Origin of the sequence: Polaribacter sp. IC066, assembly GCF_007997085.1 — a bacterium.
Lineage (GTDB): Bacteria > Bacteroidota > Bacteroidia > Flavobacteriales > Flavobacteriaceae > Polaribacter.
The window spans coordinates 24575-38214 of the sequence record NZ_VORR01000041.1; the positions used below are offsets into that span (position 1 = coordinate 24575).

The 13640-nt window shown below is 33.9% G+C and carries 10 protein-coding genes; 2 read left to right on the top strand and 8 right to left on the bottom strand.

Annotation, left to right across the window (positions count from 1 at the left end):
- Nucleotides 1-527: 527 nt before the first annotated feature.
- From ES044_RS13385 to porU, 7 genes are all read right to left on the bottom strand, one after another.
- Nucleotides 528-1592 carry a 3-oxoacyl-ACP synthase III family protein gene (locus tag ES044_RS13385; RefSeq protein WP_147119749.1) on the bottom strand — a complete coding sequence of 355 codons (1065 nt, stop codon included), beginning with the start codon at nt 1590-1592 and terminating at the stop codon, nt 528-530.
- Nucleotides 1593-1699: 107 nt separating this feature from the next.
- Nucleotides 1700-2077, bottom strand: a complete 378-nt coding sequence (locus tag ES044_RS13390) for a group III truncated hemoglobin (protein WP_147119750.1) — start codon at nt 2075-2077, stop codon at nt 1700-1702.
- Nucleotides 2078-2159: 82 nt separating this feature from the next.
- The gene (locus ES044_RS13395; RefSeq protein ID WP_147187263.1) at nt 2160-2765 is read right to left on the bottom strand and encodes a hypothetical protein; all 606 of its coding nucleotides are present in this window, start codon (nt 2763-2765) and stop codon (nt 2160-2162) included.
- Complete coding sequence (locus tag ES044_RS18585) at nt 2766-2939, bottom strand: hypothetical protein (RefSeq protein WP_189663285.1); 174 nt, start codon at nt 2937-2939, stop codon at nt 2766-2768. It abuts the gene before it with no gap.
- 324 nt (nt 2940-3263) lie between these two features.
- Entirely contained in the window at nt 3264-3746 is a 483-nt protein-coding gene (gene cdd / locus ES044_RS13400) for a cytidine deaminase (RefSeq protein WP_147187265.1), read from the bottom strand.
- A gap of 76 nt (nt 3747-3822) precedes the next feature.
- Nucleotides 3823-4935: a type IX secretion system outer membrane channel protein PorV gene (gene porV, locus ES044_RS13405; RefSeq protein ID WP_147119753.1), complete on the bottom strand. Its 1113-nt coding sequence runs from the start codon at nt 4933-4935 to the stop codon at nt 3823-3825.
- 38 nt (nt 4936-4973) lie between these two features.
- The gene (porU, locus tag ES044_RS13410; protein WP_147119754.1) at nt 4974-8369 is read right to left on the bottom strand and encodes a type IX secretion system sortase PorU; all 3396 of its coding nucleotides are present in this window, start codon (nt 8367-8369) and stop codon (nt 4974-4976) included.
- A 400-nt stretch (nt 8370-8769) separates the two neighbouring features.
- Between porU and gldJ the strand changes: the two genes are divergently transcribed.
- The gene (gldJ, locus tag ES044_RS13415) at nt 8770-10452 is read left to right on the top strand and encodes a gliding motility lipoprotein GldJ (RefSeq protein ID WP_147119755.1); all 1683 of its coding nucleotides are present in this window, start codon (nt 8770-8772) and stop codon (nt 10450-10452) included.
- Between the two features lie 64 nt (nt 10453-10516).
- Nucleotides 10517-11779: a UDP-N-acetylmuramoyl-tripeptide--D-alanyl-D-alanine ligase gene (locus ES044_RS13420; protein WP_147119756.1), complete on the top strand. Its 1263-nt coding sequence runs from the start codon at nt 10517-10519 to the stop codon at nt 11777-11779.
- Between the two features lie 238 nt (nt 11780-12017).
- Here the strand turns inward: ES044_RS13420 and ES044_RS13425 are convergent, their stop codons facing one another.
- The gene (locus ES044_RS13425; RefSeq protein ID WP_147119757.1) at nt 12018-12869 is read right to left on the bottom strand and encodes an N-acetylglucosamine kinase; all 852 of its coding nucleotides are present in this window, start codon (nt 12867-12869) and stop codon (nt 12018-12020) included.
- Nucleotides 12870-13640 lie beyond the last annotated feature (771 nt).

Here is a 13640-nt window from a genome sequence, read left to right on the forward strand (position 1 = left end):
TTTGTGGTTTGTGGTTCGTTTTTCGTGTTTTGTTGTTCGTGGTTCGTGGTTTGTAGTTGGTGGTTGGTGGTTCGTGAACACATTGGTATATAAAAACATAATTAAGATTGGCTTAAAACACTATTGAGGACTTTGGCAAGCTCAACCTGACATTATGAGTTTAGATTGCAAATTTAGAAATGTCTAAACTTGTTTTTGTGTTTTGTTATTCGTGTTTCGTGTTTCGTGTTTTGTTGTTCGTTATTCGTTATTCGTGGTTTGTGGTTCGTGGTTCGTAAACAAATTGGTATATAAAAAACATAATTAAGATTGGCTTCAAACACTATTGAGGACTTTGGCAAGCTCAACCTGCCATTTTGAGTTTAGATTGAAATTTTAGAAATAGGTTAATTTTTTATTTTTAAAGACCTTTTATTTTACCCTTTAGTCTTGCGTTTTGTCTCTTGCCTCTTTTTTCTCTTCTCTATCCTCTCTTCCCCTTTAATCTTTAATCTTTTCTCTTGCCTCTCGTTTCTAAACCATCAAACTTAAAACCTATACACAATTGCATTAATATTCATTCCTGCACCAACCGATGCCAATATAATAACATCGCCTTGTTGTATCTTTTGATTTTCAATTTTCCCTTTTAAAACTAGGTCTAATAACGTGGGTACCGTGGCAACCGAGCTATTCCCTAATTTATGAATACTCATGGGCATAATTCCTTCAGGAACCGGTTTTTTAAACAATCGATAAAAACGTTTTATAATCGCCTCGTCCATCTTTTCATTTGCTTGGTGGATAAAAATTTTCTTGACATCCTCAATTTCGAGTCCACTTTTGTCTAAAGCCAACTTCATGGCATTCGGAACATTTGTAATTGCAAACTCGTAAATTTTGCGCCCGAACATTTTTATATAACGCACATTTTTATCTCGATTCTTGTTAAAAGAACTACCATAATGCAAATAAAAAGCCTCTTCTTTTGCAAACGTTTGTGATGCGTGGCTTAAAATACCTGAATCTTCCTTGTCTGTTTTTTCGACAATACAAGCACCTGCGCCATCACTATAAATCATAGAATCCCGATCGTGTTTATCGACAACTCTTGAGAGTGTTTCTGCACCGATAACCAAACATTTACTTGCAATACCAGCCTTTATAAAAGCTTGCGCCTGTATTACACCTTGAATCCAACCAGGGCAACCAAACAAAATGTCATAGGCTACACAATTAGGATTTTGAATGCCTAACTTATACTTGACCCTTGTAGCCAAACTAGGCAACATATCTCCTTGAATTGTACCTTGCTTAATATCGCCAAAATTATGTGCAAAAATTATATAATCAATTTTTTCTTTATCTACTTTAGCATCTTGTATGGCTCTTTCTGATGCAAAAAAGGCTAAATCAGATGTATTATATTCGGCAATAGCGTATCGTCGTTCTTGTATTCCTGTAATGGCTCTAAACTTTTCTATAATAACCTCATTATTAGAAGCAATAGCAGAACCATCAGCATTTAAGAATTCTTCTTCTAAAAAAGCAGCGTTTTCTTTTTTTAAAGAAGGAATAAAAGTTCCTGTACCCGTAATTTTTGATGATATCATTTCTAAAATATTATTCAGTTGCTTAAAATTACAATTTATAATTTAAAAAAGCCCTTTTAAAAACTAATTCCAACGAAACCCAAAAAATATTTTTACTTACTTTATTTTTAATACAAATTCATTTTTAACTGCATAATTGTTGCAATAGATGCAGCTCTGGCCTTCATTCTTTCAGAATTTTCACCTTTAAAAAAGGCATCGATTGTGCTCGAAAAATACGATATCCAAATCGTGAAATGTTCTTTTTTAAACGCAACAAAAGCATTTTTATTTAAATGCTTTTGCATCACATTATTCTGATAAATAGCAGTATCAAACAAAATATCGTTCCAAAAATCTGTAATAATTTCTAAATGATGTTCTAGTTGATTTTCCTTTACAATTTCTTCAAAAAAAGGAAACATTTTTTCATCAAGCAATAACAAATCATAAAATTTTGTCATGATCAGTTTGATGTCTTTTCTTGAGGATATATCTGGGGTCATTTGATTTTACTTTTATTCAATTTGATAAAGTCAAAAAATGATTATACCTTTAAATACAATCTTATTTTAATGGGTATCCTATTTATTTTCTTGGCAAGAAAAAACCTTTAATGCAACTCATATTTCGAATGCATATTTGTATGTGACTTTTTTTCTGAACCCCTGCACCAGGAAATGCGGGTCCACCTTCAGTAAAAACGCCTCTAGCAGAATCGAATTCTTTAAGCGGTGTATGTTCAACATTTATTATTTCTTCCTTTATCCTTTGGTGAAGGTATTCTATCACAGCACAATCTAATTCTCTAATTAGTAAATCTTTGTGTTCATCTTCTTTAACATCTTTATTTTTAGGTAGTTCCTTTCCGATTGATAAAAAATCCTTTTCTAACAATCTATAGTAGAGGGTTAGCATTTCAATAAATTCGCTATCAATTAAATCAAAACAATAGTCTAAAGTAAAAACAACACCTATAACTGATGGTTTTTTAATTTCTCCTCTTTTTTGCTTGTCCTTTGCCCATTTTAAGGCTCTATCATAATTATTTTCCCAAATATAAAAACCGTGACCTAACCAATCAAACGGTTTTTCACTAATTTTAACCTGATTTGGTTTAATAAGTAGTTGGTCTCTAACATCTTCATCACACCCGTGAAATCCAATTAAATTATTAGACCTTGAATTATACATTTATTTCGTAACAGAGAGAACTCTTTCCAAGTTTGGAAAATATTTTGTCATTTTACCGTTTTTAGCAACGATACCTGCTGAACTTAAGGACTCAATAGCTAATTCTCTTGAAATAATTTCTTTTTTAAGTTTTTTAGCTAAAGATCTTAATAACAAAGTTTGTTCTTTTTTCATAATTTTAAAGATTGAATCTCAAAAATACGAAAATTATTCCGCTTTAAATTTTTGTTTTTAAATTCATTAGTGTCCGATTAAAACTATTTTTAGTTTGATAAACCCTCTTAAAAGAAGGGATTCTGCGAAATTTTTAAATAACACCTTGTTTTTTAAAAAATAATTTCATCAACATAAAGTAGACAATTTTATTTCAAGTTATGTTTGTTTGTCAGATCGTTAGGATCAAGTCTTGGTTCCTTGCCCTACGGGCAGGTTGGCTCTAAAAGCGCAGCAATCTTGAGTCTTTTACTTTTATCAGACAAGAATGTTTAAAATTCTAACCTACAAATAAGAACTATCAAAAGAAAAAGGCAATAATGAATCTAACGATGGGGTTTTTATAATCTCACCAACTTCACCCATAAATAAAATTGAGAAAGCTTGTTTTTGCTTAATTTCATATTCAGACAAAGATTGTCTACAAGCACCGCAAGGTCCTACAGGTTTATCGACAGTATTGATAGATGAACTTGCAGAAATAGCTAATTGCAAAATTTTTACATTCGGATACTCTGAACCCGCTTTCCAAATAGCCACTCGTTCTGCACACATTCCTGACGGATACGCTGCATTTTCTTGATTGCTTCCGGTAACAATTTCATTATTTTCTAATAACAAAGCTGCACCCACACTAAATTTAGAATACGGGGCGTAGGCTTTTTTCCTGGCCTCTATCGCCCTATCCATCAATAATTTATCTTCAGAAGAAAGTTCTGATATCGCACTAAAAACAACTGCTTCTGTTGTTATTTGAATTTTTTTCATACATAAAAGGGTCAAAAAAAGCAGCCGTTTAAGACTGCTTTTATATTTTTATAAAGCTACTAAAAATTTATCACTTTTAATAATTATCGTAGATCTCTCCTAAGTCAAATGAGACCGAAAAACGAAGCGAATTTTCTAAAGGATTATTTACATCCGAAGAATTTATCAAATAAGACAAATCTATGTTTAAAGCATTGGTTTTAAAACCAGCACCCAATGTAAAATATTGTCTGTTTCCTTTGTCTACACTTTCATGAAAGTACCCACCTCTTAAAGCAAAGGCATTGTTGTATAGATATTCTGCACCTAAAGCATAGGTTACCTCACTTAACTCTTCGCTAAAGCCACCTGGTGCATCACCAAAAGAACCAAAAATTCCTTGAATAAAACCTTTGTCTTCGTCAGAACCATCTGGCTGTGGCGTTGGTACTAATAATTTTGTGAACTCCACATTGGTAGAAATGATATTGTAATCGTCTAAAATAAAATCAAAACCACCACCAAACTTTAAGTTCGTCGGAATAAAATCTTCTTCGCCGGGCGTATAAGAAACTTTAGGACCGATGTTGGATATGTTAAATCCTACGCGATAACGACCGTTAAAATTACCATAGTTTTCTTCATACGATTGATAGTATCCAGAAACGTCTACCGCAAAAGAATTAATAGGTTGTAGCGTATTACCTGCCGTATTATTAAAGGCTAAATTAGAGCGAATATACTTTAAGGAAACCCCCATAGAGAAAGTTTCACTTAATTTTAACGCATAAGAACCTGTTGCTACAAATTCGTTCGGATTGATGGTACCCAAAGGATTCCCCTGATTGTCTGTTAAATCGATTTGCCCTAAAGAGAAATATTTAAAATCTGCACCCCAAGCGGCATTTTCGCTATATCTATTGATATAAGAACCACTACCCACAAAAATATCGTCGGTTAAATTTCGCAACCAAGGCGAATAGGTAATTCCTGTTTTTATCTGTCGATCACTAAATGCTATTTTTGCCGGATTGTGAAATAGTGAAAACCCATCCGCAGAAGTGGCAACCCCCATATCTCCCATTCCTCCTGCTCTAGCATCGGGTACTATCAGTAAAAAAGGCGTGGCCGTTGTAATAGAGTTTACTTGCGCATTTATTTTTAAGCTTACAAAGGCACAAAGTGCCAAACAAAATCCTATTTTTTTCATTCTCTGTTATTCTTATTAATTTTACAAATATCTACTTTTTATTGAAGTATTACTAATTTTTCGTACTTCTCTGACTTCAAATTACTCGCAATTGATTTTACGCTTAGCTTATAAACATAAACTCCTTTTCCTATTTTATTGCCAAAATCATCTAAACCATTCCAAGTAATATTTCTTGACAAATTACCTGTAGTTTGTACATTTCTATTGATTGTTTTTACCAATTTACCCGAAACAGTAAAAATTTGAACTTGCACTTCTAAAGGTTCATTTGGCTTATTATGATTGAACCAAAACTCTGTGTAATTTACAAAAGGATTTGGATAATTTAATACATTTTCTAAATTTAAAATAGCATCACTTACAACCACAAAATTTAACGTAGTTTCTGATGAGTTATTGTAAGTATCCCAAGCTTTTATTTTTAAGGTATGTGGCCCAACTTCTAAATCTCTTAATCGATACGTTACTTTGCCCTTGGTAAAATCATTTAATTCGGTCTGATAAAAATCATTTAAGATGATTGGGTTCGAGGTATCGCCATCTAAAATACCAACAATATCATGATCTACAGCGGTAATAGACGTATTAATTCCGCTCATATCAAACAACGAAGCAATTAAATTTGGAGATGTATTTGTGTTGCCACCCTCTATAAAAGACTCATCATTCATAAACAATTGTATTTCTGGTCCTACGGTATCTTCTGGAGCATTTTCATTAATACCACCAACAATCACATCAAAATTGTAGCCCGCTTTGTCGGTTTCTCCGTTTTCTGCATAAAAGCTTAATTTTCCTTTTCCGAAGGCAATTTTAATATCTTTTGGTACAATAAAATCGAAACTAAACTGTCCGTTTTCTACGGTAGATTTTCCTCTAAACAATTTACTATCTTGGGTATCAAAAGGCATGATCGCGTCAAAACCATCGTTCCCTAAAGTCTTTTTATCAATCAACTTATCAAAAACGGTGGTAGAAAGTGTGCCATTAAAATTCGTTAAAACAGCATCGGAATCATCTGTAATGACTCCTTCAAATCTCACTTTAGATAAGGCCTTAATAGTATCTAAAGATTGGGTAACGTCTATATCGTTCATTTTTGTAATGCGCACATTGGGTTTCGGAATTGCCAATTTCATAGCCGGATCTCCAAAGGAATAAATAAAGAATTTTTGTGTACTACGAAATTGATTTTTCGCTTCTTTTAAAGCCTCTGCAATGGTAAAATCTTCATTGTTAAACGCTAATAAAATTCTAATTAATTGCTCGTTAAAACGCTGTCCTGTAGAAATAAAAACTTCTCTTGTGGTGGTAATCATGCTTGCAGCACCACCAATTTTACTTTTAAGCGTAAGCTCGCCAGCCGTTATTCTATTCGGATTATCGAATCTAGAAAAATCGCAGGTAACGGTAATTAAAAGCGGCAGTGTATTTGGGTTGTTTAAGGCTTGTATTTGTGGTACATCTAAAATTCTTTCAGAAGCAAAACCATCTTCTCCGCCATGACCAAAATAATCAAAAACTAACGTTCCTTTTTCAATAGCGTTTGTAATTGCCTTGTTTACTGCAGGATACCGCTCGCCACCAGAAGAATTTTGTTGCACAAAAGCATCTACATAAATTTTATTTACATTAAAAACAGGTTTGTTATTTTTAATATCATCTGCAATAGACTCTACTCCTTGCTGAATCACTTCTTCGCCAGCAACATCTACATCGTCTGCTAATAAGGTAATGGTGTTTCGCCAATCTCCTATGGCTTCTTTGCTGTAATACGATAAAATTTTATCAACAACAATCGTCGCTTCAGAAATGGTAGCAACAGGGATCCTGCTAGAAACCACATCAATTGTATGGGCGGTAGCCATGGTGCCTTCATTGCTCTCTAACATCACAAAAAAATCATCTGTAACCCAAGAATTTGCTAAATTAAAACTGTTGGTCGATAATTTTACAGGCACAATATTATTGTTGCCTTGAATTCGGTCTTTATAATCATAAGAAGCATCTCCAAAAAAGCAAACATATTGCAGTTTTGTTGCTTCGGATGAATTGGTTGTATACAGCTGTTTTAAGAAATCTCGAACGCCAGTGATATCTTTAGATCCAGAAGAAAACTCATTATATATTTCGGATAACACCACAACTTTTGTTGTTAGGTTAGAATTTGTTTGATGGTAATCTGCTAATCTTTGTGCTTGCCCTGAAAGTTCTGCATTTGTAATCACAAGATAATTAATATCTTTTAAGGCATGTAAATTCTGATTTTTAATTTTGGAGTTCCGAACCGTTTCTGGGGTATAAAAATCGGACTCATTTAAAATAACATATTCTTTTAAAGTACCGCCAATATCCTTAAAACTAAAATTATTTGCGGTTGCTTGGTTGCTGATTGATTGCGGCGCAAGATGATTGCTAACGTCCCAAACCTGAAAAGCAGCATTTCCGTTTTCTATTTGATACTCAATGGCAGCTGCAGAATTTGCCTGTTCAAAGCTTCGAAACGAAAACTGAAAGTCGCGAAACTTTAAGTGCTTTTTTCCACTAATTTCGATGTAGTCTAAAAATGTATTTGCAGACGGATTTCCGTTGTTATTATACGAGATCGTAACGTTTATGTTTTCTGAACTGTTTGCGATAACGCCACTTCTCTCGGAAGCAAAAGCTTTGGTTAAAGAGTTATTATTTACTGCCGAAAAATTAATAGAATAAAGATCTTGTTCATTAATTTTCACATCTAAAGAAGATGCAACCAAAGAATTAGACACGCCTCTTATGCGCACATCTATATTTTGATTAACCACTGCATTCTGAAAAGGAATTATAAAGCTTTGTGTATTTTCTATATTAAAATCCTCTTTAAAAAACCACTGCGTTCCTGCTGCTAAAATACTTTGATCTTCTTTTTCGTGAAACGTATAGTCATCAAAAACAGTTATTTGCGCGGTAGCATTTGTTGTAATCGGCGCCTTTTGCTGAATTCTTTTGCCATCAAGATCATTTACGGTGATAAAATAATAGGCTTTATCGGTATAAATATTTTGTCGGTGGCGAGCACTTTTAGTAAAAGTATCTACTTCCCAGTCATGAGGCCCTTGGGCGTAAAAAAGTATAAAATCATTGGCATCAAAAGAACCATCGGCTTCACCCGCTATATAAATGGCATTTTCTTGCAAATCATCATATCTAAAATCGCTGTTTAAAACAGGTAATAACTGTCCGCCATTGCCATAAATATGAATCTTTTTAGGATTCAATCCGTTTGTAGAAATCCCTATTTGCTGCAATAAACCTCTATCAATTTTAAAAACCCCCGAGGTATCTACTGTAAATTGATACCAATCTCCAGAAGATAATACAGAACTAGTACTTTGGGCGTGCCCTATTTGTAAGCAGCATCCGAATAAAAAAAGTAAAAATTGTTTTTTCATATTTCTATTCAAATAACGCACATTATAAGCAGATATTTTATAGTAAACAAAGATAAAGTATCCCTCTTGTTTGATATCAGGATGTAAGCTTGCTCCTAACTATCTGACAAAAATATAGAACTTAACATAAAATTGTCTCCTTTATATGGATAAATTATTCTGAAGAAAATAAGGTGTTCTTTAAAAAACTTATAGAACCCCTTATTTTGATAGAATTTATCAAACTAAAAGTATTTTTAATCGAACACTCATGGTACCGTATACTAAAATAAAAATGCAATCGTTTTATAGAATATGCATTAAAAAGGATGCGTTAAAACTTATCTTTTTACTTGTACGAAAGTATATTTATTGTAAATTGCATCACTAAATACAAACCCTATCAATTTTAAATTAGGAAATGAAGAACATATTTAAAATAACTTTAGTAGCGCTAACCATGTTGTTATTAGCGAACTGTAATAGATCGAACTCCAATAAATCTACGTTAACAGGTTTATCTTTCAATGATCCTAAAAACGGTAACTATATTAGAGGTAATTCTTTTGATGGGCAAGACCCACCTTTAGGAATGGTTGGTGTAGAAGGCGGCTCTTTTACCATGGGGCAAGTTCAAGACGACGTAATGTTCGATTGGAACACCACGCCTAAACAAATACATGTTCGTTCTTTTTATATGGATGAGGCTGAAGTTTCAAATTCTGAATATTTTTTATATGTACAATATATGAAAGATGTTTTTCCGCCATCCGAAGAAAAATACAAACATATTTACAAGTCTGTTTTACCCGATACCTTGGTTTGGAGAAAAAGTTTAGGAAACACCGATATTTTATCAGAAAACTATCTTCGTCACCCAGCCTATGCAGATTACCCAGTTGTAGGTGTGAGTTGGTTGCAAGCAAATGAATACTGTAAATGGCGAACAAACGCTGTTAACTTAAAAACCTTAATTGATAAAGGACATATTAAAAATATTTTTGAAATAGATTCGGTAAGCAACTTTTTTGATACTGGTGTTTTTTTAACAGATGCATCACAATTATTTGAAGGAGACAGCACCATATACAAAAGAGGCGTTGGTAGAACTGTAAGAAAAAGAGGCGAGGCGAGACCCGAAAGAGACGATTTTCAAGGAAGAAAAATCTCTAGTGCCGATGGTATTTTAGCACAACGTTTTAGATTGCCAACAGAAGCTGAATGGGAATTTGCTGCCAAAGCAAATATAGAAAACAGAGAGTACAACAATATTAGAGGTAGAAAAAAATATGCTTGGGACGGGAAATATACCCGAGCAAAAGGAAAAAGAAATAGAGGTGATCAATTAGCGAATTTTAAACAAGGTCCTGGTAACTATAGTGGTTTATCTGGTTGGAGTTCGGATGGTGCTGATATTCCTAACAAAATAAAATCCTATCCTCCTAACGGATTTGGTTTGTATGACATGTCTGGTAATGTAGCCGAATGGGTTGCAGATGTATACCGACCTATTATAGATGCTAAAGCCAATGATTTTAATTATTTTAGAGGTAATATTTTTACCAAAAAAATGATTGATAAAGAGGGTAATGTGGTTATTGCTGCAAGTGGTGAGGGTGCTCAAATATCTTATGATACTTTGCCGAATGGTAAAATTGTACCGAAACAATTACCAAATACGATAAAGTACATTCCGATTACGAGAGATGACACTTCGTTAAGAAGAAATTTTACGATTGCAGATAATTCTAATATTGGGGACGGAGATTTAAATTCTTCTCGTTTTTATGAAGATGATGCTGATCAAGCAAAAAGTAGACCAAGCATGTACAATTCGCCAAAAGCACCCACTAGAGAGATAGATCCTTTAACGGGTAGAGAAATTTTAGTGAATGATGCTAAAAATAGATCCACTTTAATTAGCAACAATACTAGAGTGTATAAAGGTGGCGGATGGTCTGATAGAGAATATTGGTTAGACCCAGCACAAAGAAGGTATTTACCAGAATATATGGCCACTAATTTTATTGGCTTTAGATGTGTGTCTGATAAAGTAGGCCCTATGAAAACAGGAAAAAGATCTGCTAGAAATCCAAGTAGATAATTTATAATATTTTAAGTTAAAGCCTCATTATTTTTAAATAATGGGGCTTTTTTATAGGTAAAAAATGGAAATAGCAACGCTTTATCAACTGTATGCACACTACTATTTGGTAGATACAGATACGAGAAACATCCGACAAAACACCCTCTTTTTTGCTTTAAAGGGTGAGCACTTTAATGGGAATGAATTTGCAGAAAAAGCACTAAACCTAGGGGCATCTTATGCTATTATAGACGATGAAAACTATAAAACACACCAAAATTGTATTCTTGTTGATGATGTTTTAAAAACCCTACAAGCATTAGCCAACTACCACAGAAAAAAACGAAACATCCCTATTATCGGATTAACGGGTAGCAACGGCAAAACAACAACTAAAGAGTTAATACAGCTTGTTTTAAGTAAAAAATATAAAACGATTGCCACCAAAGGAAACTTAAACAATCATATTGGCGTGCCGCTTACCCTGCTCTCTATCACACCAGAACATGAACTAGGTATTGTTGAAATGGGTGCCAATCATCAAAAAGAAATTGAGTTTTTATGCGCTCTTTGTGAGCCCAACTTTGGCTATATTACCAATTTCGGAAAAGCACATTTAGAAGGTTTTGGAGGTATTGAAGGCGTCATAAAAGGTAAAAGTGAATTGTATACTTTTTTAAAGGAACACCATAAAATTGTATTTATAAACCCTGCTGATGCACTTCAAGTAGCGGCGACAAAAAAAATACAAACGGTTTCTTTTAATGTTGATGCGCTGCAGTTTCTAGAAGTCAATCCTTTTGTAAAACTCGCTTATAAAAACACAACGATTCAAAGTAATTTAGTAGGCAGCTATAATTATACAAATATCATTGCAGCCATTACGATTGGCGAATATTTTAAAATTCCGGAAGCAGCAATTAAAGAAGCCATTGAAAGTTATATCCCTACCAATAATCGCTCTCAAATTATAAAAACGGCCAAAAACACCATTCTTTTAGATGCTTATAATGCAAATCCGTCTAGCATGCGTGCTGCTTTAGAAAACTTTGCATCGCTACCAGCCGATCAAAAAGTAATTATTTTAGGAGACATGTTTGAACTCGGAGAAGAAAGTCTTTTAGAACATCAAGAAATTGTAAAACTTGCCAGTTCCTTTGATTTTAAAAATCAATATTTTGTAGGCGAGCATTTTTATCAGACCAAAACAAAAAACGCACAATTTAAAACCTATTTAGATTTAGAGAACTATTTAAAACAACACCCTCTAGAACACCAAACAATTTTAGTGAAAGGCTCAAGAGGAATGCGTTTAGAAAGAATTTTAACGCTTCTTAACCAGTAGTGTCCGATTAAAAATAGTTTACTGTCGTGAACCCTTTATAAATAAAGAGCTTCCTAATTCTTTTCAAAAAGACACCTTGTTTTTTGGAATTAATTTTAAGATGATCAATAAAAATTTTGTCCCTTTGATTTACAGCTATTTATCAGTTCGTTAGGTTTCAGTCTTGGTTCCCTGCCTACCCGCAGGATGTTTCTAAAAGCAGCGTGGTCTTGTCTCTTTTATCAAACAACAATCATTCTTAACTAATATTATTTCTATGGTATGCTAGCAAGTTGTCAATAGGTCTTTGAATAACATCTGTAATTTTTAAGTTATTCTTCTTTGCTATTTTTTCTAGAATATCTCGAAAGTAAAAAGCAATAGAACCGATAAAATATAGCGGCGTTTCTGCCGTTTTTTCGAAAGGCAGAACTCTATATTTAAAGAATTCTTGAAACCCTCTTTTTATAATTCTCTGAATATATTTCTCCTCTTTAAAATCAAACATAAATTTTGCAAAAGAAGCCAAATACATATTCGGATTTGGAGATCTGTATAAATTTTGTTTGATATGGTCTGCCTCTAAATTAAATTCGTTTTCAAATTTTTCAGCCATTGCTTTGGGCATTTTATCGTAATAATATTCTCTTAACAACAGCTTTCCGAAATAATTACCACTCGCCTCATCCATCAATACATAGCCTAAAGAAGCCGTTTTCATATGTATATTTTCTCCGTCCCAATAACAACTATTAGAGCCTGTGCCTAAAATACAGACAATTGCTGGCTCTGAACCAGAAGCGGCATACACGGCAGCTAACATATCTTCAGCAACATGCACCTTTGCATTGATAAAGATTGCCTGCAAAACAGCTTCCAATATTTTTGTTGGTTTCGGAGTGCCGCAACCCGCGCCATAGAAATAAATTTCCAACACCTCATCTTTCACTTTAATGAGTTGAAACATGTGTACAATTCTATCGTTCAACTCCTCTTCTGCAACAACCGCAGGGTTTAACCCTAAAGTTCTTACTCTAAAAGCTTCGCTTTTGTCGCTGTTTATGGCAATCCAATCTGCCTTGGTCGATCCTCCGTCTGCAATTAAAATCATAAGTGGTATTTTAAATTCAAATATATTGTAAGAAAACAGGGTACACAACTATATTAGAAACTTCAATCGTTTTCGTTGGTGATTTTTCGTTATTTGGTGAGCGTTGTTCGTTTGTAGTGGTTTGTGGTTTGGGGTTTGTGGTTTGGGGTTCGTGGTTCGTGGTTCGTGGTTCGATGTTCGATGTTCGATGTTCGATAGTTAGTCGATAGTCGAAAAACGATAATCGATAGACGGTAGACGATGGACGAAGGACGTTGTTCGTGGTTCGTGGTTCGATGTTCGATGTTCGTTGTTCGTTGTTCGTTTCGCGATAGTCGAAAAACGATAATCGATAGACGGTAGACGAAGGACGTTGTTCGTGGTTCGATGTTCGATGTTCGATGTTCGTTGTTCGTGGTTTGTGGTTCGTTGTTCGTTTCACTATAGATGATAATCAAAAAACGATGGATGGCAAACGATGGACGATTTTAGCTCAAAGCCAATAGCTTATGGACCATAGCCAATACTTGTTCGTCTCACGATGTACGAAAAACGGTAAACGATAAACGAAAGACGATTAACGAAAAACGATTAACGATTTATAAAATCAGCATCTAAAACCGACATACTTTTATTTTTTGTATAAATTCAAAAGATATGAAACGGCAAGAATCCAAAGAGCTTGCGGTCTGGATTCGATAGTGAAATATCTTGTAGAATTTAAGAAAAATAAAATAAGTCTAGATTTTTGTTTCTTGGAATTTATCTTGAGCGAAGTCGAAAGGTCAATGG

Coding starts and splice junctions, on each gene's coding strand:
- ES044_RS18585 (WP_189663285.1), bottom strand. CDS start 2,939: ATGAAAAAAGAACAAACTTTGTTATTAAGATCTTTAGCTAAAAAACTT.
- cdd (WP_147187265.1), bottom strand. CDS start 3,746: ATGAAAAAAATTCAAATAACAACAGAAGCAGTTGTTTTTAGTGCGATA.
- porV (WP_147119753.1), bottom strand. CDS start 4,935: ATGAAAAAAATAGGATTTTGTTTGGCACTTTGTGCCTTTGTAAGCTTA.
- ES044_RS13420 (WP_147119756.1), top strand. CDS start 10,517: ATGGAAATAGCAACGCTTTATCAACTGTATGCACACTACTATTTGGTA.
- ES044_RS13395 (WP_147187263.1), bottom strand. CDS start 2,765: ATGTATAATTCAAGGTCTAATAATTTAATTGGATTTCACGGGTGTGAT.
- porU (WP_147119754.1), bottom strand. CDS start 8,369: ATGAAAAAACAATTTTTACTTTTTTTATTCGGATGCTGCTTACAAATA.
- ES044_RS13390 (WP_147119750.1), bottom strand. CDS start 2,077: ATGACCCCAGATATATCCTCAAGAAAAGACATCAAACTGATCATGACA.
- gldJ (WP_147119755.1), top strand. CDS start 8,770: ATGAAGAACATATTTAAAATAACTTTAGTAGCGCTAACCATGTTGTTA.
- ES044_RS13385 (WP_147119749.1), bottom strand. CDS start 1,592: ATGATATCATCAAAAATTACGGGTACAGGAACTTTTATTCCTTCTTTA.
- ES044_RS13425 (WP_147119757.1), bottom strand. CDS start 12,869: ATGATTTTAATTGCAGACGGAGGATCGACCAAGGCAGATTGGATTGCC.